Origin of the sequence: Desulfogranum mediterraneum DSM 13871, assembly GCF_000429965.1 — a bacterium.
Classification (GTDB): Bacteria; Desulfobacterota; Desulfobulbia; order Desulfobulbales; family Desulfobulbaceae; genus Desulfogranum; species Desulfogranum mediterraneum.
In genome coordinates this window covers 142972-164757 of the sequence record NZ_KE387005.1, presented here as the reverse complement: position 1 = coordinate 164757, position 21786 = coordinate 142972, and the positions used below count along the sequence as shown (strand labels likewise).

General features: G+C 60.3%; 18 protein-coding genes. 15 read left to right on the top strand and 3 right to left on the bottom strand.

Features of this window, described 5'->3' with window-relative positions; all coding sequences use genetic code 11:
• Nucleotides 1–33: 33 nt before the first annotated feature.
• The 5 genes from alr to secA all read left to right on the top strand — a co-directional run bounded on the left by alr (nt 34) and on the right by secA (nt 6578).
• Entirely contained in the window at nt 34–1158 is a 1125-nt protein-coding gene (gene alr, locus G494_RS0117415; protein WP_028585537.1) for an alanine racemase, read from the top strand.
• 206 nt (nt 1159–1364) lie between these two features.
• Nucleotides 1365–3020: an arginine--tRNA ligase gene (gene argS, locus G494_RS0117405; protein ID WP_028585535.1), complete on the top strand. Its 1656-nt coding sequence runs from the start codon at nt 1365–1367 to the stop codon at nt 3018–3020.
• Nucleotides 3021–3030: 10 nt separating this feature from the next.
• The gene (locus G494_RS0117400; protein WP_028585534.1) at nt 3031–3324 is read left to right on the top strand and encodes a hypothetical protein; all 294 of its coding nucleotides are present in this window, start codon (nt 3031–3033) and stop codon (nt 3322–3324) included.
• Nucleotides 3325–3381: 57 nt separating this feature from the next.
• A complete protein-coding gene (locus tag G494_RS0117395; protein WP_028585533.1) occupies nt 3382–3888 on the top strand; it encodes an N-acetyltransferase in 507 nt (168 codons plus the stop codon).
• Nucleotides 3889–4019: 131 nt separating this feature from the next.
• On the top strand, nt 4020–6578 hold the full coding sequence (gene secA / locus G494_RS0117390) for a preprotein translocase subunit SecA (protein ID WP_028585532.1): 2559 nt from the start codon (nt 4020–4022) through the stop codon (nt 6576–6578).
• Nucleotides 6579–6605: 27 nt separating this feature from the next.
• On the opposite strand, the gene ppk2 is transcribed toward secA, so the two are convergent.
• Nucleotides 6606–7511: a polyphosphate kinase 2 gene (gene ppk2 / locus G494_RS0117385; RefSeq protein ID WP_035247296.1), complete on the bottom strand. Its 906-nt coding sequence runs from the start codon at nt 7509–7511 to the stop codon at nt 6606–6608.
• 253 nt (nt 7512–7764) lie between these two features.
• Here ppk2 and G494_RS0117380 point away from each other — a divergent pair, with 253 nt between their 5' ends.
• Nucleotides 7765–8169 (top strand): hypothetical protein, encoded by a 405-nt coding sequence (locus G494_RS0117380; RefSeq protein WP_028585530.1) that lies wholly within the window; start codon nt 7765–7767, stop codon nt 8167–8169.
• Between the two features lie 33 nt (nt 8170–8202).
• Here the strand turns inward: G494_RS0117380 and G494_RS0117375 are convergent, their stop codons facing one another.
• Both G494_RS0117375 and cls read right to left on the bottom strand, forming a co-directional pair.
• Nucleotides 8203–8922 (bottom strand): metallophosphoesterase family protein, encoded by a 720-nt coding sequence (locus tag G494_RS0117375; protein ID WP_232362591.1) that lies wholly within the window; start codon nt 8920–8922, stop codon nt 8203–8205.
• Between the two features lie 75 nt (nt 8923–8997).
• Entirely contained in the window at nt 8998–10458 is a 1461-nt protein-coding gene (gene cls / locus G494_RS0117370; RefSeq protein ID WP_028585528.1) for a cardiolipin synthase, read from the bottom strand.
• 174 nt (nt 10459–10632) lie between these two features.
• On the opposite strand from cls, the gene argJ reads away from it, so the two are divergent.
• The 9 genes from argJ to G494_RS24250 all read left to right on the top strand — a co-directional run bounded on the left by argJ (nt 10633) and on the right by G494_RS24250 (nt 21786).
• Nucleotides 10633–11817, top strand: coding sequence for a bifunctional glutamate N-acetyltransferase/amino-acid acetyltransferase ArgJ (gene argJ / locus G494_RS0117365; RefSeq protein WP_028585527.1), 1185 nt, complete (start codon nt 10633–10635; stop codon nt 11815–11817).
• Between the two features lie 12 nt (nt 11818–11829).
• Nucleotides 11830–13365: a CYTH and CHAD domain-containing protein gene (locus tag G494_RS24255; RefSeq protein ID WP_051305823.1), complete on the top strand. Its 1536-nt coding sequence runs from the start codon at nt 11830–11832 to the stop codon at nt 13363–13365.
• Nucleotides 13366–13380: 15 nt separating this feature from the next.
• Entirely contained in the window at nt 13381–14127 is a 747-nt protein-coding gene (locus G494_RS0117355) for a ParA family protein (protein ID WP_028585526.1), read from the top strand.
• Nucleotides 14124–14624, top strand: a complete 501-nt coding sequence (locus G494_RS0117350; RefSeq protein WP_028585525.1) for a SixA phosphatase family protein — start codon at nt 14124–14126, stop codon at nt 14622–14624. Before G494_RS0117355 ends, G494_RS0117350 begins: the two co-directional genes overlap by 4 nt.
• A gap of 13 nt (nt 14625–14637) precedes the next feature.
• Nucleotides 14638–16722: a chloride channel protein gene (locus tag G494_RS0117345; RefSeq protein ID WP_028585524.1), complete on the top strand. Its 2085-nt coding sequence runs from the start codon at nt 14638–14640 to the stop codon at nt 16720–16722.
• A gap of 346 nt (nt 16723–17068) precedes the next feature.
• On the top strand, nt 17069–18325 hold the full coding sequence (locus G494_RS0117340) for a valine--pyruvate transaminase (protein ID WP_028585523.1): 1257 nt from the start codon (nt 17069–17071) through the stop codon (nt 18323–18325).
• On the top strand, nt 18309–20105 hold the full coding sequence (locus tag G494_RS0117335) for an MORN repeat-containing protein (RefSeq protein WP_028585522.1): 1797 nt from the start codon (nt 18309–18311) through the stop codon (nt 20103–20105). Before G494_RS0117340 ends, G494_RS0117335 begins: the two co-directional genes overlap by 17 nt.
• A gap of 9 nt (nt 20106–20114) precedes the next feature.
• Nucleotides 20115–20549 carry a hypothetical protein gene (locus tag G494_RS0117330; RefSeq protein ID WP_028585521.1) on the top strand — a complete coding sequence of 145 codons (435 nt, stop codon included), beginning with the start codon at nt 20115–20117 and terminating at the stop codon, nt 20547–20549.
• Nucleotides 20550–20580: 31 nt separating this feature from the next.
• Nucleotides 20581–21786, top strand: coding sequence for a M20 metallopeptidase family protein (locus G494_RS24250; RefSeq protein WP_035247292.1), 1206 nt, complete (start codon nt 20581–20583; stop codon nt 21784–21786).

Sequence of the window (21786 nt, the reverse complement as noted above, 5' to 3'; positions counted from 1 at the left end):
AGAAAAAACACGGTTTCAAGGTAGGCCGTAGAGATGAACGCACTTAATCGCGTGGAGATCAGTGCTCGGGCCCTGCGGCATAACTTTGGCGTCTGTCGCCATTACGCCGCTGACGCCGCTATCCTGGCCATGGTCAAGGGTGAGGCCTATGGTCACGGCATGGTGGATTGCGCCCGACTCTTTGTTGCAGAGGGGGCCGCCAGCCTGGGGGTTGCCCAGGTGGGAGAAGGGGTAACCCTCCGCCAGGCCGGCATAACGGCGCCGATCTTTGTGCTTGCCGGGATCACCCCCCAGAGCGCAGCCGTGGCCGTTGAGCACGGTTTGACCCCGGTGATCGGCGACGGCTCCAGCCTGGATGAGCTGGCCTTCCAGGCCAGGAGAGTAGGTCGTACGGTCAGGCTCCACCTGAAGATGGATGCCGGCATGGGGCGTCAGGGGACCCTGCCAGGGGAGATGTCGGCCCTGATCCAGGGCGTTCTGGATCGACCCGGGCTTGCGATCGACGGCATCCTGGCCCACTTTCCTGAGGCCGATGAGCCGGGTGCTGCAAGTTCAAGCCAGGTGGTGGAGACCTTTAGGGTCACCAGCCGACAGTTGGAGCAGCAGTTTGGCCGGCGCTGGTGTTTGCATCTGGCAAATTCCGGTGGATTGTTGTATGTCAGCGGGGCGCGCTTTGATATGGTTCGGCCCGGGATAATGCTCTATGGCTCTTATCCCGACGCTCACGCCACTCCAGAGGTGACACCGGCCCTGCAGCTGCAGCCTGCCATGCGCTTCAGCAGCCAGGTGATCCAGGTGCGGCAGCTCCCGGCCGGAACCGGCCTGGGCTACGGCCACAGCTGGACCAGCGCGCGACCGACCACGATTGCGGTCCTGCCTGTCGGCTATAGCAATGGCTACCTGCGGAGGCTCTCCAACCGGGCCTCGGTCTTGATCAGGGGCCGGAGAGTGCCGGTGGTCGGTCGGGTCTCCATGAATCTGACCATGGTGGATGCCACCGATCTTGAGCAGGTCGAGGTGGGCGACGAGGCCGTGCTCCTGGGAACTCAGCAGGGAGAGGCGATCAGCGCCGATGAGATTGGGGCCTGGATGGAAACCATCAGCTATGAGGTGCTCTGCCTCTTTGGCGGCCTTAACCGGCGCAGCTTTCTGGAGTAGGCTGAGGATGGAGCCGCCGGGAATCCAGCGGATCGATCAGCTCTCCGCCAGGCAGCAGGGGCGAGAGAGGAAGGAGTTGAGCGTTTCAAGCGCTCACACCTTTGGGCCGGATCCTTGGCCGGCCCTGGTGGCAATCGGCCAAGGGCAGGGGAGGAACAACGATAATGTTAGCAAAAGCAGTGCGTAAGGATGGGGCGCAGTAAGCAATGATTAAATCACAGGTAAAGGCAATTGTAGATCGCTTCTTTGAAGAGGGTGTCAGCAGCTCCTTGTGGAGCGATCGTCTCCGGGACCGCTACAGCGTGGAGGTGCCCAAGCACCAGGGGCAGGGCGATTTTGCCACCAACCTGGCCATGGTCGGCGCCGGTATAGAGAAGTGTAATCCCCGGGAACTCGCTGCCCGCTTTATCGAGCTGGCAGGAGAGGACCATCCCGTTATCGAGCGCTGGGAGATCGCCGGCCCGGGCTTTATCAATATCTTCTTGAAAAAATCGATTTGGACCACGATCCTGGCCGAGATCAATCGCCAGGGTGAGGGTTTCGGCCTGAGCCGGCAGGGGCAGGGCAAGAGGGTACTGGTGGAGTTTGTCAGCGCCAACCCCACAGGCCCGCTCTCCGTGGGCCATGGGCGTAATGCCATCATCGGCGACTCGGTTGCCCGGCTGCTGGAGGCCACCGGCTTCCAGGTCCATCGGGAATACTACTTCAATGACGCCGGTCGGCAGATGCGGGTGCTGGGAGAGTCCACCCGGGCCCGCTACCTGGAGGAGCTGGAACTGGAACACCAGTTCCCGGAAGACGGCTATCAGGGGAGCTACATCACCGATATTGCAGATCAGCTGGTCCAGGAGTCCGGGGCCGAGCTCAAGGATGCGCCGGTGGAGTTTTTCAAGGAAAAGGCCAAGGAGGCCATCTTTGCCGACATCGATGCCACCCTCAAACGGATCGGGATCGCCTTTGACAGTTATTTCAACGAGCATACCCTCTATGAGGATGGCCTGATTGACGATGTGGTCCAGAGCCTGAAAGATCAGGACCTGGTCTATGAGCAGGAGGGTGCGGTCTGGTTCAAGACCAGTGCCCTGGGATTGGAGCAGGACCGGGTGATCATCAAGAGCAGTGGTGAGCCCACCTACAGGCTGCCGGATATCGCCTATCATCGGGAAAAGTTTAAACGTGGCTTTGACTGGATGATCAACGTCTTTGGTTCTGATCATATTGCCACGGTCCCCGATGTCCTGGCCGGGGTCCGGGCCCTGGGCTATGATGACGAGTTGATCACCGTTATCCTCTACCAGTTTGTCACCCTGCTGCGTGGCGGCAAACAGGTGAAGATGTCCACCCGCAAGGCCACCTTTGTGACCATCGATGAGTTGGTTGATGAGGTGGGCGTCGATGCCCTGCGCTTCTTCTTTTTGATGCGCAAGCCCGACAGTCAGCTGGAATTTGATCTGGACCTGGCCAAGAAGCAGAGTCAGGAAAACCCGGTTTACTATGTCCAATACGGTCATGCCAGGCTCTGCAGTATCCAGCGTCAGGCTGCGGAGCAGGGGGTGAGCCTGGACTTTTCCCGGGAGGTGGAGTTGGGCCTGCTGGACCAGGAAGAGGAGTATCACCTCTTGAAGACCATGGCCGACTATCCCGGGCTGGTGGCCGATGCCGCCACCGACCTGGCCCCTCACCGGCTGATCTTCTTTCTGATGGAGCTGGCTGGGAATTTTCATAGTTATTACAACAAACATAAGGTGCTCAGCGATGATCGAGAGCTGAGTGCCGCCCGTCTCTATCTCTGTCACTGCGTCAAGACTGTGCTCAAGAACGGCTTGACCCTGCTGGGGATCACCGCTCCGGAGCGGATGTAACAGGGTCCCCATGGCTCGGAAGAAGACCACTGGTTCTCGAAAAAAAACAGGACCCCGCTTCAACTTTCAGTTGAGTTGGCCCGGCCTGGGCGGGGTGGTGGTGGTGAGTCTCTGCCTCCTACTCTGGATGTTCATGCTGGGGGTATGGGCAGGGCAGACCATCCTGTTTCCCCAGATAGGCCCGGACAGGGGTGTGTCCGCTAAGCAGGCTAGGCAGGAGCGGAACCTCTCCTCAGCCGCCGGCGGTTCGATCCAGGGCCCTGTTCTGCCGGACGGCAAAAAGAGAGCGGTACCTCACAACTGAACCCCGGCGAACTGAACCCCGGCGGTCAGGGGTGCTGAGCTGACAGGAAGAATACGCATGGAGACAACAACGAACAACACCAGAGGGAGGATTCGACCGGCCCGGATGGGAGATGTCCGAGCCATCCATACCCTGTTGATGACCTTTGCCAGCAGAGACCTGATGCTGCCCAAATCCATCAGCGCCCTCTACGATAACCTCCGTGACTTCATCGTCTATGAGGAGGCAGGCGAGATCAGGGGGATCTGTTCGCTCCACATCTGCTGGGACGATCTGGCCGAGATCCGCTCCCTGGCCCTGGTGGAGGAACTCCAGGGCAGCGGCATCGGGCGGCAGCTGGTGGAATCCTGTCTGGATGAGGCGGTCAGCCTGGAGATTGGTAAGGTCTTTGTTCTTACCTATCAAGCAGATTTTTTTAGAAAACTCGGTTTCGTGGATAAGGATAAGCAGGAACTGCCCCACAAGATCTGGAGCGATTGCCTCAACTGTTCCAAGTTTCCGGACTGTGATGAAGATGCCCTGATCCGTATCCTTTCCAAGCACCCCTATTACAGCGCCCCTTAAGCGGAGGCCCCTGATCCCGGGGTAAGGGCAGAGGCCGGTGGCCGGAGGGGCGTGTTCAGCTCTCTTAGCTTTTACCTAAAGATTCAGATTCAGATTCAGCGGAGCTGTGGCTCCGATTTTGGAGAAAGTACATGGTCGGTAAAGTTCTCACCAAGATTTTCGGCAGTAAAAACGATCGAATCATCAAACAGCTGCGGCAAACCGTCAACCAGATCAATGAGCTGGAACCCACGGTCGAGGTGTTGACCGATGAGGAGTTGGCCGGGAAAACCGACGAATTTCGCAGCCGGCTTGAGCAGGGAGCAAGCCTGGATGAACTCCTGCCCGAGGCCTTTGCCGTGGTCCGGGAGGCAGCCAGACGTATCCTGGGGGAACGTCATTACGATGTCCAGCTGATCGGCGGCATGATCCTCCACTCCGGCAGGATCGCGGAGATGAAAACCGGTGAGGGCAAGACCCTGACCTCCACGGCGCCGGTCTATCTCAATGCCCTGAGCGGCAAGGGGGTGCACGTGGTCACGGTCAACGATTACCTGGCCAAGCGCGACGTGGAGTGGATGGGCCAGGTCTACCGTTTTCTCGGCCTGACCACCGGCTACATCATCCATGATATGGATGACGATGAACGCCGCCAGGCCTACAGCGCCGATGTGACCTATGGCACCAACAATGAGTTCGGCTTCGACTATCTCCGGGATAACATGAAGTTCGACATCCAGGATTACTGCCAGCGGGGCTTCAGCTATGCCATCGTCGACGAGGTGGACTCCATCCTCATCGATGAGGCCAGGACCCCCCTGATCATCTCCGGCCCTGCAGAACAGTCCACCGACCTCTACCTGGAGGTCAACGCGATCATGCACCATTTCCAGGAGGAGGCCCATTACACCAAGGAGGAAAAATCCCGGCAGATCATGCTCACCGATGAGGGGGTTGCCCTGGGGGAGGAACTGCTGAAGGTGGAAAACCTCTATGATCCGCGCAACATCAACCAGCTCCATCACATCAACCAGGCCCTCAAGGCCCACTTCATCTTCCAGCGGGACGTGGACTATATCGTCAACAACGGTCAGGTGGTGATTGTCGATGAATTCACCGGCAGGACCATGGAGGGGCGCCGCTACTCCGATGGGCTCCATCAGGCCCTGGAGGCCAAGGAGGGGGTGACCATTGAGAAGGAAAACCAGACCCTGGCCTCGGTGACCTTTCAGAACTACTTCCGGATGTATGACAAGCTCGCCGGGATGACCGGTACCGCCGATACCGAGGCCGTGGAGTTCAAGAAGATCTACAACCTGGATGTGGTGGTCATCCCCACCCACATGAACATGATCCGGGACGATTTTGCCGATGCCATCTATAAGAATCAGGCTGCCAAGTACCGTAACATTGTCCGGGAGATCAAAGAGCTGCATGAGAAGGGCCAACCCATCCTGGTGGGGACCATCTCCATCGATATCTCTGAGCTGATCTCCGGCCTGCTCAAGAAGGAGGGGATCAGGCACGAGGTCCTCAACGCCAAGCATCATGAGCGTGAGGCGGAGATCATCGCCGAGGCCGGCCAGCAGGGCAAGGTCACCATCGCCACCAACATGGCGGGCCGTGGTACGGATATCAAGCTGGGGGAGGGGGTGCGTGAACTGGGCGGCCTCCATATCCTGGGTACCAGCCGCCACGAGAGTCGCCGGATCGACAACCAGCTCCGGGGCCGGGCCGGTCGGCAGGGGGATCCCGGTTCTTCCCGCTTCTTCCTCTCCCTGGAGGATGATCTGCTTCGGATCTTCGGCTCCGGCCGCTTGAGCGGGATCATGGATAAGCTGGGCATGGATGATGATGAGCCCATCGAGCACTCCATGGTCTCCAAGGCCATCGAGAACGCCCAGCGCAAGGTGGAGGGTCATAACTTTGATATCCGTAAGCACCTGCTGGAGTATGACGACGTCATGAACAAGCAGCGTGAGGTGATCTACAAGCAGCGCCGGGAGGTGCTGGAGCGGAAGGAGGTGCAGCCCATCATCCAGGATATGGTAGATGACCTAATCGGGGAGGTCTGCGCCGACTTTGCCGTGGAGCGTACCCCTTCCGAGGATTGGGACTGGGATGGCTTTGGAGAGCGGGTGGGCGAGCAGTTCAACCTCAAGCTGGAGTGGCCGGCAGAGGAACGTGAGGAGCTGAACTACGAGGCCCTGGTAGAGAAGCTCAGTGTTGAATTCAAGGCCAGCTACGGGCGCCAGGAGGAGTACAACGGGGTGGAGCAGATGCGGCAGCTGGAGCGGATGGTGCTGCTCCAGATGGTGGACACCCTCTGGAAGGAACACCTGCTCCATATGGATCACCTCAAGGAGGGCATCGGCCTGCGTGGCTATGGCCAGAAGAACCCGCTCAACGAGTACAAGCGTGAGGGCTTCAACCTGTTCATGCGGATGATCGAGACCGTCAAGACCCAGACCGTGGCCACCCTGATGCGGGTCCAGATCGTCCGGGACGATGAACTGGAGCGTCTGGAAGAGGAGCGGCGTCGCCAGCGGGAACTGGAACTGGAGCAGGCAAAGAAGCTCTCTGCGCCCCAGGTTGAGACCCAGGCCTCTGCGCAGCCCCAGCAGCGCAGGGAAGAGAAGGTCGGCAGAAACGCCCCCTGTCCCTGCGGGTCGGGTAAGAAGTATAAGAAATGCTGCGGTAAGGCCGCCTGAGAAGGCCGGCCCGAGGGCTCCGGGGGGCTAGCCGCGCAGTCCCCCGGGAGTGAGCAGGTTCTGCTCCATGTGTCGGATCTCGTCGATCCCTGAGATGATGATCTCGGGGTCCGGCCTGAGCTCCCTGTTGCTGATCTTGTCCTCATACTCCAGCGAGGAGAGGATGTGTTTGATGCAGTTGATCCGGGCCTTCTTCTTGACGTCTGATTTGACGATGGTCCAGGGGGCATTGGTGCGGTTGGACTCGTTGAGCATCTGAAACTTCTTCACCGAGTACTCATCCCAGAGCTTCTGGGCCAGGTTGTCCACCGGGGAGAGTTTGTACTGTTTGAGGATGTCCTCCTTCCTGGCCTCGAACCGTTTGGCCTGTTCCTCTTTGGAGACCGAAAAGTAGAACTTGAAGAGTTTGATGCCGTCTTTGACCAGCATCTCTTCAAACAGGGGTACATCTTTTAAAAAACGCTTGTGCTGCTCGTCGCTGCAGAAGTCCATGACCGGCTCCACCATGGCCCGGTTGTACCAGGAGCGGTCAAAGAGGACCAGCTCTCCGCCGGCGGGCAGATGGGTGGCATAGCGCTGAAAGTACCACTGGCTGACCTCCTTGTCGTTGGGGGCGGCCAGGGCCACCACCCGGGCATTACGCGGATTGAGAAAGGCGGTGATCCGTTTGATGGTCCCCCCCTTGCCGGCGGCATCTCTGCCCTCAAACAGGGCCAGGACCCGCATCCCTGTCTTCTTGATATGGAGCTGGAGTTTCATCAGCTCGATCTGGAGCTTCTTCAGTTCTGCCTCATAGATCAGGTGGGAGTGCTTTACCCAGACCGCACACCGCTTGTCACTTTCTTGAGCCTCCATATTTTTTAAGGCCGTGCCTTCAAGGAGCCTCTGGTCAATGGGGCAGGAGTCTGCCGATTTCTTTTTTTTCTCACCCATGCTCTCCTCCACGTTTTTTTCCCAGCTCGGGAATGATGAAGATAGTATCTTGATTGTACAGGAAGAAGTTTGGCTGTCGCCCGGTATAATTTGCTTGCCGGCTTCAGAATTCGAGGTAAATAGGGGAAGGTGCATCTGAAGCGGGCGCGGAGTCTTTCCCCGTAGTGTATTCGGGACCACCACCCTTGGCAAGGGCTGATTCCGGCTGTCAGGGGTTTTCTTAAGAACCAGTATATCACAAAGGGAGTCTGAAATGCAGGCATGGAAACAGGAGGTGGAGAGCTTTCTCCAGGGCTGGGAGGAGAGTGTTGAAGGCAATAAAAAGACATTTGAGCAGCTGCTCAAACTCTTGGAGGAGCAGGGCAAGGGACATCTCGAGTTCCACCCCAGACCAGGGGTGACCTACTCGCTGCGCGGGGTCTGTGACGAGCAGGGCAGGAAGCCCCTCTATGTGATGGTGGATGTGATTGAGGATGCTCCCCGCTGGCTGTCGGTCTGTTTCTACGGTGAGCTGATCAGCGATCCCCAGGCCAGGGGCGACGCCGTTCCCGGAGGTCTGCTGGGGGAGGATGCGGTCTGTTTTGATCTGGATCGATTTGATGCCGAAGCGCTGGCCTATGTGGAGGCCAGGATCGTCGAGGCCTACAGCCAGGCCTGAGCCGCTCTCTTCGGGATAGCTCCGGGCCGGGGGTCAGTTGAGTTTTTGGCCCCTGCGGAACATCTCGCTGTAGATCTCCGGCAGGCCCAGGCGCCGGATCCGCCTGACCACGGCCTCGATCTCGTAGGGGCAGCGATGGTGGACCACCTCGACCTCGCTTCCCCGGATGGTCAGGATGGCATAGGCTGCCTCGGGGTTGCCGTCAAACATCCGGCCCGCAGCCCCGGGGTTGATGAAGTGGACCCCTCCAATCAGCTTATGATAGGGGGAGTGGGAGTGGCCGGTGACGATGATGCTCCGGGAGGAGTCGGCGGCCAGTTCCGCAAATCGCTCTTCCGGGGTATGGGCAAAGAGAAACTCCTGGTGGCTGGCCGGGCTGCCGTGGAAGAGGCCGAGGCGGTGCTGCCCCAGGTCGAGGCGGTATCTTTTCTTCAGCTGCAGCAGGTAGTTTTGGTTGAGAGCTGTGAGGACCTCGGCCGTGGTCGTGTACATGATCCGCTTGTCCGCCTTGGCGGGTTTCTTGAAGCTCTTGCCCTTGAGGAGTCTGATCACCTTGTCATCGGTGTTGCCGCGGATGGAGTGAACCCGGTGGCGGCGGAGCCAGTCCAGGGTCTCGTTGGGAAAGGGGCAGTAGACCGTGGAATCGCCGCTGTTGCAGATATGGGCAAACTCCGTGAGTCGGTGTCGTCTGCCGATGGCCTCCAGGGCCGGATAGTTGCCGTGGATATCACTGAGGAGCAGAATCTTCATCATCTCTTCTCTCTGGTCTCTGCAGCTGCCTGGGCGCTTCAGCCGGCGTCCGGCTTAGCGCCTCTTCTCCCTGTCCGCTCAGAGCAGCGGTCCTACCAGCAGCGCTGCGTTTTCCTTGAACCGTTCTGCCCAGCAACGCTTGGCAAATCGTTCACAGTCAATCTGTCTGGCCCCTTTGAGGTAGCTCTGTTGCAGCTCCCGCAGCCGGCAGGCAGATTCTTGGTCATAGATCAGGAGGGTCATCTCAAAGTTGAGCCAGAAGCTGCGCATATCCAGGTTTACCGAGCCAAAGAGGCAGAAATCGCTGTCAATGGTTATGGTCTTGGCATGGAGCAGGCCGCCTGAGAAGGCCATGATCCGTACCCCTGCCCGGACCAGGGCATCGTATCTGGCCCTGGAGGCATAGTGGACCAGTTTGGAATCATTCTTCTCCGGGACAATGATGATCACCTCAACCCCCCGTTGGGCCGCTGATTGCAGGGCCGCCAGGATGGCCGTGTCCGGAACAAAGTAGGGGGTGGTCAGGATGATCTCCTCACGGGCGGCATAGATGGTGGTCAGAAAGAGGTTATGGAGGGTATCCTCGGCCATGCCCGGACCAGAGGGGACGACCTGGACCAGCGCGTTGCCGGTGGCCCGATTGGGATGGATGTCTGCAGTGGCAAAGAGTTCTTCGATGGTCTGGTGGGTCTCCAGCATCCAGTCATAGATAAAGGAGGCCGTCATTACCTCCACCACCGGTCCGGTGATCCGGACCATGGTGTCCACCCACTCTCCCACCCCCTGTTCCTGCTTGAAATATCTGGGGTCAACCAGATTCTGGCTGCCGGTATAGGCGATGGTGCCGTCGATGATGGCCAGTTTGCGGTGGTTGCGCAGGTCGATCCGGACAAAGAGGACCCGGAATATTCCTGCCGGCAGGGCCTCGATGACCTCGATCCCCGCAGCCCGCATGGACTCCGACATGGGGCTGTTGAGGAAGGTCTTGCTGCCGATGCTGTCCAGCAGGATTCTGCAGTTCACCCCCCGCCCGCGGGCTTCCAGGAGCGCCTCGGCGACCTGATCGGCCCAGCCGCCCGGTTCCCAGATGTAGAATTCCAGGAAACAGCTGGAGCGGGCCGCCCGGATGTCCTTGATAAGGGCCTGGAAGAAGGGGTCTGAGTGGGGGATGAACTCCAGGTCATTGTCCGGCATGGTCGGCACCCCGATGGTGGCGTTGATCTGGCGATCGATGGGGAGACATTCCGGATTGATCCGCTCCCAGTTGACCTGGACCCGCTGGTAGAGGGCCTGGGTCCACTGCTGGATCAGGGGTTGGTTGAGGATCAGTTTGGAGGCCCGCCGCTCTCCCAGCCTGGTCTCCCCGAAGAGGAGATAAATCCCTGCCCCGACAAAGGGAAGGAGCAGGATGATGACCAACCAGGCCAGGGAAACGGAAGCCGCCCGTTTCTGCATGATCACCCGCAGGGAGAGGCCGATCCGGATGGCAAGGTCGGCGATGAAGACGGAGGTGGTCAGCACCCAGTAGAGCTTGTCCATGTCTGTTTGTTCCGCTGAAAAAGGCGGTTGTACCGTCGGTGGAGGGAATTGGCGGGAATCCTGCGGTCGCAAAAATGACCGGCAGGGACGATCTTCGTTCTTTTCTTTTACAGGGTATCTGTTAGATTACAAGCAAATCCATTCTTAATAAACAGATAATTACATAGGGCTGTTATGCAGGTTAAAGGGTTCAATGCTTCAGCAGTTCAGGCCGGCATCCGCTATGCCGATCGCCTGGATCTCGGTCTGATCACCTCAGATGTACCGGCGGTGACCGCCGGAGTTTTTACCACCAACACCGTTAAGGCGGCGCCGGTCCTGATCGATATGGACCGTCTCCGTAACGGTCAGGTTCAGGCCGTGCTCATCAACAGCGGCAACGCCAATGCCTGTACCGGCGAGGAGGGTATGGAGACCGCCCTGGCCACCTCCAGCCTGGTCGCCCGGCAGCTGGAGATCCAGGAGGAACTGGTCCAGCTGGCCTCCACCGGGGTGATCGGTGAGCAGCTGCCCCTGGCGCCGTTTCAGGAGCATGTGGCCGAGTTGGTGGCAGGGTTGGCCCCGGAAAATTTCCCCAAACTGGCCCAGGCCATGATGACCACCGATACCATGGCCAAGACCGCCTTTACCAGTGTGGATCTGGATGGGACCACGGTCTCTCTGCTGGGGGTGGCCAAGGGCTCCGGGATGATCATGCCCGATATGGCCACCATGCTCTGTTTTGTAGTCACCGATGCCCAGATCGTCTTTCCGGTGCTTAACTCCATGCTCAGGAGCGGGGTGGACCGCAGTTTTAACCGGATCACCGTGGACGGCGATACCTCCACCAATGACATGGTCCTGGTGATGGCCAATGGTGCGGCCGGCAATACCTGGATCGATGAAGACAACCCCGAGGGGACCCGGATCTTTGCAGCAGCCCTGGAGAAGATCCTCCTGGAACTGGCCCTGATGATCGTTGAGGACGGTGAGGGGGCCACCAAGACCGTTACCATCCGCGTCAACGGTGCCCGGGAGAGTGAGGAGGCCATGAGCGCGGCCCAGACCATTGCCAACTCGGCTCTGGTCAAGACCGCCTTCTTCGGCGAAGACGCCAACTGGGGTCGGATCATCGCCGCCCTGGGACGTTCGGAATGTCTCTTTGACCCCAACAAGGTCTCCATCGCCTTTGACGATGTAGTCCTGGTGGAAAACGGCCTGGCTCTCGGGGCGGAGCAGGAGGCGTTGGCCAGCAAGGTCCTGGCCAACAAGAAGTTCAGCGTGACCGTGGACCTCCATGACGGCATGGAGTCGGCAGAGGTCTATACCTGTGACTTTTCCTATGATTATGTGAAAATCAACGCAGATTACAGAAGCTAGAAGGAGACAGCCATGGCAGACGAGCTGACGGACAGCTGGTGCCTTCCCCCAGGGGTGACCCCGGAGGCCCTCTATACCCGTCTGGGCAAAAAATTCAGACTGCTTCACCAGGCCCAGCGCCAGGTCAATCTCACCTACTGCGACTCCTTTGACTGGCGCCTGTTGCGGGGCGGTTATCTCCTGGGCTGTAACGGCACCAGCTGGACCCTGTTTGATCGAGCCAGCGGTGCCCCCCTGGCTCAGGAACGGGGACCCAGGCTGGGGAAGCGCTGTTTTTCCTGGGAGCTTCCCCCCGGCCGCCTCCAGGATCTGCTGGCGCCGCTGTTGGAGATGCGCAGTGTCCTGCCCCTGGTGATGAGCACGGTCACGACCCAGGAGACCCGGATCCTCAACAGGGATGACAAGACCGTGGTCCGGCTTGCCCTGGAACAGCATCTGCCCGAGGAGGGAGGGGAGCCGCTCCAGGGCGTGCACCTGGAGCCGGTACGCGGCTATACCAGTGAACTCGAGGCGCTCAGGAAATTTTTTGCCAAGCTCGATCCCCTGAAACGCCCCCTGTCCCTCCTGGACCTGGAGCAGGGCCTTGCCCGTCAGGGGCGGAGCCTTGACGATTACTCTTCCAGGTTTGAGCTCCAGCTGGATCCGGATCAGACCGCCGGCTCTGCACTCATCCAGATCTATCTCCGCTTGCTGGCCTCCATGCAGGTCAATCTCCCCGGCACCCTGGCGGACCTGGACTCCGAGTTTCTCCATGACTTCCGGGTGGCCATCCGCAGGACCCGCTCAGGGCTGGCCCTGATCAAAAAGGTCTTTCCGGCTGAGGTCGTCCGCCACTATCAACAGGCCTTTGCCTACCTGGGCCAGATCACCGGCCCCACCCGCGATCTGGATGTCTACCTGCTCTACGAGGAGCTCTACCGCTCCCGCCTGCCCGAGTTCCTTCACCAGGGCTTTCATGCCTTTTTTGAAGACCTCGCCCTCCTCCGGGCCGGAGAGCAGAAGAAGATGGCCAGGGCGCTCAGGGGGCCCAGGGTGGAAGAGATCTTCGCCTCCTGGGGGAACTACCTCAAGGAGGGTGATATCTCCTCCGCACCCCTGGCAGAGGTGCCGGTGGTGGATGTTGCCCGAAGGGTCATCTCCAAAAGATACCAACGGGTCCTCAAGGATGGTCGGGCCATCACCCCCAAGAGTCCGGACCAGGACATCCATCGTCTCCGCATCCAGGGGAAAAAGCTGCGCTATACCATCGAGTTTTTTGGCTCCCTCTTCCCGGAAGAAGAGATCGCCCTCGTTATCAAGCGTTTGAAGAAACTGCAGAATTACCTGGGAGACTTCAACGACCTTTCGGTGCAGCAGGAGATGCTCCATCACCATCTCCAGGGGATCCGGCCGGGATCTCGACGAAACCTGGAGTTGGGGGCGGCCCTGGGAGGCTTGGTGAGCACCCTCCACCAGGAGCAGCTCAAGGCCCGGGGCAACTTTGGCGCGGTCTTTGAGCGCTTCAGCGGCGGCAGGAACGAGGCACTCTTTACCCGGCTTTTCAGCTGATAATCGGGGGTTGAAATGAGTATTGCAGCAGTCTACAATATCAAGGGCGGCGTGGGCAAGACCGCCACTTCCGTGAATCTGGCCTACCTCTCTGCCCGTCAGGGCCAGAAAACCCTGCTCTGTGACCTGGATCCCCAGGGCTCGGCCTCCTACTACTTCAGAATTCGTTCACCCAAGAAGTACAATACCAAGAAGTTGCTCAAGGGTGGTTCCCATGTGGACAAAAACATTCGGGGGACCGACTACCGGGGCCTGGACCTCCTGCCGGCGGATTTTTCCTACCGCAACATCGATATTGCCCTGGATGAGCTCCAACAGTCCACCAGCCACCTGGATGCGGTCCTCCGTCCCCTGCTCCAGGAGTATGACCGGATCTTTCTGGACTGCCCGCCCAACCTGACCCTGCTGGCAGAGAATATTTTCCATGCCGCCGACACCATCCTGGTGCCCATCATTCCCTCCACCCTCTCCCTGCTCTCCCTGAAACAGCTGTTTAAGTTCATGGACAAGATCGGACAGAGCAGGAAAAAGGCCCTGGTCTTCTTCTCCATGGTGGAGAAGCGCAAAAAAATGCACCAGGAGCTGATGGCCACCATGGTCAAGCGTCAGGGGGTGTTGAAGAGTCCCATTCCCTTTCTGGCCGATATCGAACGGATGGGACTCTACCGGCAGCCGGTCACTGCTGCTCTGCCCCGTTCCCTTGCTGCCCAGGCCTATATGGAGCTGTGGCAGGAGATTCAGCCCCTGCTGTTGTCACGATGAAGCGCCTGCTGCTCTGCCGTCATGCCAAGTCGAGCTGGAAAGACCCGGATCTCAGCGATGTTGAGCGTCCCCTGAACAGGCGAGGCAAGCGCGATGCCCCGCTCATGGGTCGGCGGCTGGCCGATCTGGGGATAGCGGTGGATGCGCTCCTCTCCAGCCCGGCGGTGCGCGCCAGGAAAACCGCCCGGCTGCTGGCGCGGGAGCTGGCCTATCCCAAGGGGGAGATCAGCCTGCTGCCTGGGCTTTACGGGGCCTCGGTCGCTACCCTGGTCCGGATTGTCCACCACCTGGACAACAACTGGGAGACGGTGCTGCTGGTGGGCCATAATCCGGAGTTTGCCCTGGGGGCAGCCTTCCTGGGAGGTATCCAGCTTCCCCACCTGCCCACCTCCGGGGTTGTGGCCCTGGAGTTCCCCTGCAGTGACTGGCAGCAGCTGGAGCAGGGCAGCGGCCGGCTGCTCTTTTTTGAATATCCCAAGAAGAGAGCGCCGAGGTGAGGGGGGGCGTGTCGTGAAGAGAAACCCTGTAGGCCTGTTCCTGGATCGTTTCTCGCCTCCCCAGGGCTTGCTGCTGATGCTCCTGGCCATCCTCATCGGCGGAGTGACCGGCCTGGCCGCGGTCTTTTTTATCCGCCTGATCGCTCTCATCCAGGAGTCGTTCTATACCCTGGTCCACGCCCTGCTGCCCATGCTGGGGATCTGGACTTATCTGGCTGTCCCGGTCATCGGGGCTCTCCTGGCCGGGCCGCTGATTGCCTGGTTTGCCAGGGAGGCCAAGGGGCATGGGGTCCCGGAGGTGATGCAGGCCCTGGTGCAACGCGGCGGACGGATCAGGGCCCGGGTGGCCGTGGCCAAGATCTTTGCCTCGGCCCTTTGCATCGGCTCAGGCGGTTCAGCCGGGCGGGAGGGGCCCATTGTCCAGGTCGGTTCGGCCCTGGGCTCGGTGACCGGCCAGATTCTTCATCTCTCCGATGAACGGATCAAGAATCTGGTGGCCTGCGGTGCGGCCGCCGGGATCGCCGCCACCTTCAATGCCCCCATCGCCGGGGTCGCCTTTGCCATCGAGGTCCTGATGAGCGGCCTCCAGGTCCGGATGTTCGGTAACGTGGTGATTGCCGCGGTCTCTGCATCCATCGTCAGTCAGGTTTTTTTGGGCGATCAGCCCGCCTTCCTGGTGCCGGCCTATGCAATGAGCTCGCCAGTGGAGATCCTGCTCTACCTGGGCCTGGGACTGGCTGCGGCCGTGGTGGGGATCTTTTTTATCCGTACCCTGGATTATTTTGAACGACGCTTTGACGGCTGGGATTTTCCCCTGGCCCTCAAACCGGTGGTGGGCGCGATCCTGCTGGGCGTCCTGGGGATGGGCTATCTGCTGGTAAGCGGCAGCTCGGTGGCCAGCCTGTCGGGCTATGGAGCGGAGCAGCTCGCCGCAGCCAAGCCCAGCATCTTCGGCTCCGGGTTTGCGTTCATTGAACGGGCCATCCGGGGGGAGGCCAGCTTTCTGCCCTTTCTGTTCCTGGTCCTGCTCAAACCCCTGGCCACCTCCTTTACCCTGGGCTCCGGCAACTCGGGCGGGGTCTTTGCCCCCTCCCTGTTTACCGGTGCCATGCTGGGCGGGGCCATGGGGGCCCTCTACGCCAGCTGGCTGCCCGAATATGCCGGTCCCACAGGTGCCTACGCCCTGGTGGGCATGGCTGCCGTCTTTGCCGCCTGTGCCCATGCCCCCCTGACCGCCATCCTGATCGTCTTTGAGATGAGCAGTGATTACGGCCTGATTCTCCCCCTGATGATCGCAGCGGTTACTGCCTCCAACCTGGCCCAGTACCTCTATCAGGAATCCATGTATACCACCAAGCTGACCCGCCGGGGCATTCGTTTTGTCCAGGGACGGGATCTGGATATCATGCAGGCGGTGGCGGTGCGCGAGGTGATGACCGATGATCCGGTGGTCATAGCTAAAGATGCGCCCCTGGCCGAACTCTATCAGATGTTTCAGGAGACCAACTACCTGGGCTTTCCGGTGGTGGATGAGCAGGGCCTGTTGTGGGGGATCGTCACCCTCCAGGATCTGGAAAAGGTGCTGGTGGAAGATGACCTGCCCCTGCGCAGCCTGAGGGTGGAGGATGTGGCCATTGTCGATCCGGTGACGGTCCATGCCGATGAACCCATCTGGACGGCTATCCAGAAAATGGCCCCCAGGGACCTGGCTCGTCTGCCGGTGGTGAGCAGAAGCAATGAAAAAACCTTGATCGGCCTGATCAGCAGGAGTAATATCCTCCGCGCATATGATGTCGGAATTATTCGTAAACAGCGTGGGCAACTCCTGGAGGACCAGCTCACTCTCCGTCGGGAAGAGCGCAACATCTTCATAGAGGTGCGGCTGCAGCAGGAGGACAGGGCCGTGGGGGTCATGCTCAAGGAGTTGGAGTTGAGTGAGGCCGTCAATGTGGTCTCCATAGAACGTGACGGGGTGCTGCAGATCCCACGGGGCAGCTCCAGGTTTGCCAGCGGTGACATTGTCACCCTCTTTGTCCGTAAAGAAGCCGTGGATCTGGCCCGACGGCAGTTGAGTGGTCAAGCCAACGAATCGTATTGATGCCATGGAAAAGAAGGGGCCACAACGGCCAAACTGTTTAAAATGTAAACACTACTATGTGACCTATGATCCTCAACAACCCCGGGGATGCCGGGCCTATGGCTTCAAGAGCCGGCAACTGCCCTCGATGGTGGTATTAGCCAGCTCAGGGGCGGAATGCCGCCTCTTTCGGAGTCGTTGACCGTCATCATCCGAGGGCTTGGCTACGCCTTGTAGATTTCTTGTATTTTCAGTGCCGCGCCTGCCGGCGGCAGTGGCTGAGCATCCTTGCCGGAGTTTCAGTGGAGCCGCTGGCCGGGAGCGATGGCCTGGAGGGGAGAGGATTGGTTTGTGGAGTAAAGGTGGAATGAAGATTTCTAGATTTGGAGAAAAAATTTCAGGCGATGCCGGTATCCTCTCCCTGATGGATGACCTGGGCAATGCCATGGCCGAAGGGAACATGATCATGATGGGCGGGGGCAACCCCGGCCAGATTCCGGCCATCCAGGAGGTGATTCGGGAGCAGCTGAGTGAGCTGCTCCACGATGAAGAGGCCCTGAACCGGCTGGTGGGGGTCTATGACCCCCCTGGTGGCGAGAAGGAGTTTATCGCGGCCCTGGCCGAGTTGCTTCGCAGGGAGTATGACTGGGATATCAGTCCGGCCAACATCTGCCTGACCAACGGCAGCCAGACCGCCTTCTTCCTGCTCTTCAACCTCTTTGGCGGCAGGTATGCCGACGGCAGCCAGAAGAAGATTCTCCTGCCCATGGCCCCGGAATATATCGGCTACGCCGACTTGGGCATCGACGATGATCTCTTTGTGGCCGTGCGTCCCAGGATCGAATGTGTGGGTGAAAATCTCTTTAAGTACCGGGTGGACTTCAGCAACATCACCATCACCGATGAGATCGGCGCCATCTGTGTCTCCCGGCCCACCAACCCCACCGGCAATGTACTGACCGATGATGAGATCCAGGGCCTGGCGGCCCTGGCCCGTGAACATCAGATTCCGCTGATCGTTGATTCGGCCTATGGGGTACCCTTTCCCAACATGATCTTCACCGAGGCCCGGCCCATCTGGAACCAGGATCTGGTCCTCACCATGAGCCTCTCCAAGTTCGGGCTGCCAGCGGTACGGACCGGGATCGTGATCGCAGCCGAACCGGTCATCTCCATGCTCTCCGGGATGAACGCCGTGGTCAGCCTGGCGCCGGGCAGCTTCGGGGCCATGCTGACCACCCCCCTGCTTCGCTCGGGCGAGATCCTCCGCCTCAGCAGGGAGGTGATCAAACCCTATTACCAGGAGAAGATGGAGCGGGTCATGGCCGTTATCAACGAGGCCTTCAGCGGTTGTCCCTACAAGGTCCATATCCCGGAAGGGGCCATGTTCCTCTGGTTCTGGTTTCCTGATCTGCCGATCACCAGCAGGGAGCTGTATGAGCGTTTGAAGGGGCGCAAGGTACTGGTGGTGGCCGGGGACTACTTTTTTCCTGGCCTGGAGCCGGGCTGGCGCCATATCGATGAATGTATCCGGGTAAATTATTCCCAGGATGAGGCTGAAGTCCACCAGGGCATCCGTTTGATTGCCGAGGAGATCCGGACCATCTATGCAGAACAGGGATAACATGCGTATCATTGGCTGGCGACAGGGGGCGGCCTCCCTGGCCCTGCTCCTGCTGAGCTGGAGTTCGGGCCACTCGGCCTGTCTCCAGGGGGATTGCAGGAATGGGGTCGGTAGCTATGAGGGCGGCGATGGTCGCCTCTACCAGGGATCCTTTCGGCGCGGCTTTCTCTGGGGACAGGGCCGGCTGCTCCTGCCTGACGGCTCGGTCTATGAGGGGGCCTTTGAGAAGGGGCGCTTTCACGGTCAGGGTTCCCTGCTCAGTTCCGACGGGCGGCGCTACCAGGGTTCCTTTGTCGATGGGGTGATCGACGGCAGCGGTACCCTGAGCTACCCTGACGGGGAAGAGTATATCGGTGAATTCTCCCTGGGACGCTATAACGGTAGCGGCAGCCTCTTCTTTACCGATGGCCGTCACTATTCCGGAGACTTTCGCAATCATACCATCCATGGTCAGGGGAAACTGATCTATCAGGATGGTTCTACCTATGAGGGCGAGTTTCGGGAGGGGGTACCCGAGGGGATCGGTATCCGACGTTATCTGAACGGGGTTCGCTACCAGGGGGATTTTCGGGCCGAGCAACGTCAGGGCAGAGGACGGTTGGAGTTTCCCGACGGCACCCTCTATGAAGGCGAGTTTGTGGATGATCGCTATCATGGCCAGGGGCGTCTGAGCAGCAGCGACGGCACCGTCTACAGCGGTCTCTTTGAACAGGGGGAGATGACCGGCCAGGGGACCGTTCGCTGGCCCGATGGTCGGGAGTACAGCGGCGAGCTGGTCAGGGGTATTCCCCATGGCCAGGGGAGCATGTCCTACGCTGCCGGTGGGCACTATGAGGGGAGCTGGCTGGCCGGTGTCCGCGAGGGGGAAGGTACCTGGGTGAACGCTGGCGGTGACCGCTATCAGGGCATGTTCCAGGCCGATCTCCCCCATGGCGCAGGTGTATTGGTCAGCGCGGACGGGACCACCAGCACCGGTGAGTTTGTCCAAGGCGTCTTTACGGCCCCCCTGATCGAGGCCGCAGGGGAAGGCGGAGGGATCCGGGACAGGGGCGAACCGGGTCAGGAGGAGGATCCCGGCGAGGAGGCAGGGGCCGACCGTTACGGCTCGCTGACCATCACGGCCCGGGTTCCGGAGGACAGCCGGACCGAGGAGGGACGCTATCTCATCAACGGCGTCCTCTATCGCGATTCCCAGCAGCGGCAACGCTTCAGCGGCCTGGGCAGGGTCACCCTCCAGGATGGAGCCCGCTACCATGGCTACTTCAAGGAGGGCCGGATGGAAGGAGAGGGTGAGTTGACCTTTGTCAACGGAGACCGCTATGTCGGCACCTTTGCAGACAACCGGATCAACGGCAGCGGGCTCTACCTCCACGCCGACGGCAGGCGATATGAGGGCAGCCTGGTGAACGGCAGACGTCATGGCCAGGGGAAACTGAGCTATCCGGACGGCTCTTCCTACAGCGGCAGCTTTAAAGATGGGCTCTTTGACGGAGAGGGGAGCTACCTCTTTGCCGATACCACCCGCTATTCCGGCACCTTCCGGCAGGGGAGCTTCCATGGCCAGGGGACCTTGGAGTATAAGGACGGCAAGACCTATGTGGGCAGCTTTGTCAATGACCTGCCCCAGGGAAGCGGCACCCTGACCTCGCCCGATGGCACGGTCTATGAGGGCGGGTTCAAGCAGGGCCGGCGCAACGGCAGGGGGACCCTGAGTCTTGCCGATGGCCGTATCCTCAGCGGTGTCTTTGCAGATGATCAGCTGGTGACGAGTACGAAGTAAGGTGACAGGATGATATGGCAGTATCGGACCATAGTTTTTGAGTTTGCCAAGGACGGTCTCCTGGGAGATCGTTACCTTGATGATGAGTCCATGGAAAAGACCCTCAACGAGCAGGGGGGCATGGGCTGGGAACTGGTCAATGTGGTGATGATTCAGGAGGGGCTGCTGGCCGTGCTCAAGCGCTCGGATAAGCGAAGCGCTCCCGGGGCCGAGCAGCAAGCGGGGCAGTCTCAGGCTCCCCTGAGCTCGGGCCAAAAGGAGTCTCCAGCCCCGAGGGTGACGGCCGAGGCGATCGGGCGGGAGGAACTCCGTCATATCCAGGCCCTGGAGGAGCAGCGTCGCAGGGCCATGCAGGAGCAGGAGCAGGCGCAGGAAGAGGAACAGCCAGAGGCACAGGAAGAGGCACCGCCAGAGGATCAGGTCGGCGGGATCAGGATCTTCTGAGCAGGGCTCAAGCTCAGCCAGGGAGGCGGCCATGAAGTTACAAACGGTTCAGGGTACCCCCCTGTCTCCCTATCTTGTGGAGATCAGGCGGAGGCTCCATCGTCATCCTGAGCTGGCCTTCCGGGAGGAAAAGACCGCTGCCCTGGTACGCCGGGAGCTGGACCGGTTGCAGATCCCCCATCGCCCCTTGGCCGGCACCGGCATCCGCGCAGAGCTCCATGGACGGCAGGCTCCGGCCGAGCCGGGAGCAGGCCGGCCCTGCCTGGCCCTGCGTGCCGATATGGATGGCCTGCCTATCCAAGAGCAGACCGGTCTCTCCTTTGCCTCAGAACATCCCGGGCTCATGCACGCCTGTGGTCATGACGGTCACACCGCCATGCTGCTGGGTGCGGCCCATCTCCTTTGGGCGCGTGATTTCAGCGGCAAGGTGGTGCTGCTCTTTCAGCCGGCCGAGGAGGCGGGAAACGGTGCCGGTCGAATGGTGGAGGAGGGGGGACTGGACCAGGTGGAGCTGATCTTTGCCGGTCACATCGACACCCATATCCCCACCCGGACCTTTACGGTGGATTCCGGCCTGATCTGTTCCTCTGCCGATCCCTTTGCGATCCGTATCCGCGGCCGGGGCGCGCACGCCTCCAGGCCCCACGAGGCGATAGATGCGGTGGTTCTGGCCAGTACCCTGGTGGTGCAGATCCAGACCCTGGTCTCCAGGGCAATCAACCCCTCCCATGCCGCCGTGGTCACGGTGGGGCGTCTCCGGGCCGGGACCGTACTCAATGCCATTGCCGAAGAGGCCCTGCTTGAGGGCACCATCCGCAGTGCTCATCCCCAGGCCAGGACAGCCCTGCGACAGGGCCTGGAGCGCTTGATCCAGGGGGTTGAGGCCATGGGGTGCGCCGGGATTGAGCTGGAGTATCTGCCAGGGCTGCCGGCGGTGATCAATGATGAGCGTGCGGCAGCCATCGCCCGTAGCGCTGCCCTCCGGCTGGTTGGCAGGGAAGGGGTCCGCCGGCAGGAGGCCCCCAGTCTGGGCAGTGAAGATTTTGCCCTCTACCAGCAGGAGGTTCCAGGTTGCCTGGTCCGTTTCGGTGCCCGGCTCAGCGGCGATCCCGCAGGCCCGGCCCACTCCGGGCGATACGATTTTGATGAACAGGTCCTGGAGCAGGGGGCAGCATGGCTGGCGCAGGTCGCCAGGCAGGGGCTGCTCCACCTGGAGGGAAGTACTGAGAGGAGGTAA

What these genes read in the sequence shown, in the direction of transcription:
- ppk2 (WP_035247296.1), bottom strand. Translation starts at nt 7,511, where the DNA reads ATGGGTGAGAAAAAAAAGAAATCGGCAGACTCCTGCCCCATTGACCAG.
- argJ (WP_028585527.1), top strand. Translation starts at nt 10,633, where the DNA reads ATGCAGGTTAAAGGGTTCAATGCTTCAGCAGTTCAGGCCGGCATCCGC.
- G494_RS0117335 (WP_028585522.1), top strand. Translation starts at nt 18,309, where the DNA reads ATGCAGAACAGGGATAACATGCGTATCATTGGCTGGCGACAGGGGGCG.
- G494_RS0117340 (WP_028585523.1), top strand. Translation starts at nt 17,069, where the DNA reads ATGAAGATTTCTAGATTTGGAGAAAAAATTTCAGGCGATGCCGGTATC.
- G494_RS0117400 (WP_028585534.1), top strand. Translation starts at nt 3,031, where the DNA reads ATGGCTCGGAAGAAGACCACTGGTTCTCGAAAAAAAACAGGACCCCGC.
- G494_RS0117330 (WP_028585521.1), top strand. Translation starts at nt 20,115, where the DNA reads ATGATATGGCAGTATCGGACCATAGTTTTTGAGTTTGCCAAGGACGGT.
- G494_RS0117380 (WP_028585530.1), top strand. Translation starts at nt 7,765, where the DNA reads ATGCAGGCATGGAAACAGGAGGTGGAGAGCTTTCTCCAGGGCTGGGAG.
- G494_RS0117395 (WP_028585533.1), top strand. Translation starts at nt 3,382, where the DNA reads ATGGAGACAACAACGAACAACACCAGAGGGAGGATTCGACCGGCCCGG.
- G494_RS24255 (WP_051305823.1), top strand. Translation starts at nt 11,830, where the DNA reads ATGGCAGACGAGCTGACGGACAGCTGGTGCCTTCCCCCAGGGGTGACC.
- G494_RS0117355 (WP_028585526.1), top strand. Translation starts at nt 13,381, where the DNA reads ATGAGTATTGCAGCAGTCTACAATATCAAGGGCGGCGTGGGCAAGACC.
- alr (WP_028585537.1), top strand. Translation starts at nt 34, where the DNA reads ATGAACGCACTTAATCGCGTGGAGATCAGTGCTCGGGCCCTGCGGCAT.
- cls (WP_028585528.1), bottom strand. Translation starts at nt 10,458, where the DNA reads ATGGACAAGCTCTACTGGGTGCTGACCACCTCCGTCTTCATCGCCGAC.
- G494_RS0117375 (WP_232362591.1), bottom strand. Translation starts at nt 8,922, where the DNA reads ATGATGAAGATTCTGCTCCTCAGTGATATCCACGGCAACTATCCGGCC.
- G494_RS0117350 (WP_028585525.1), top strand. Translation starts at nt 14,124, where the DNA reads ATGAAGCGCCTGCTGCTCTGCCGTCATGCCAAGTCGAGCTGGAAAGAC.
- argS (WP_028585535.1), top strand. Translation starts at nt 1,365, where the DNA reads ATGATTAAATCACAGGTAAAGGCAATTGTAGATCGCTTCTTTGAAGAG.
- G494_RS24250 (WP_035247292.1), top strand. Translation starts at nt 20,581, where the DNA reads ATGAAGTTACAAACGGTTCAGGGTACCCCCCTGTCTCCCTATCTTGTG.
- secA (WP_028585532.1), top strand. Translation starts at nt 4,020, where the DNA reads ATGGTCGGTAAAGTTCTCACCAAGATTTTCGGCAGTAAAAACGATCGA.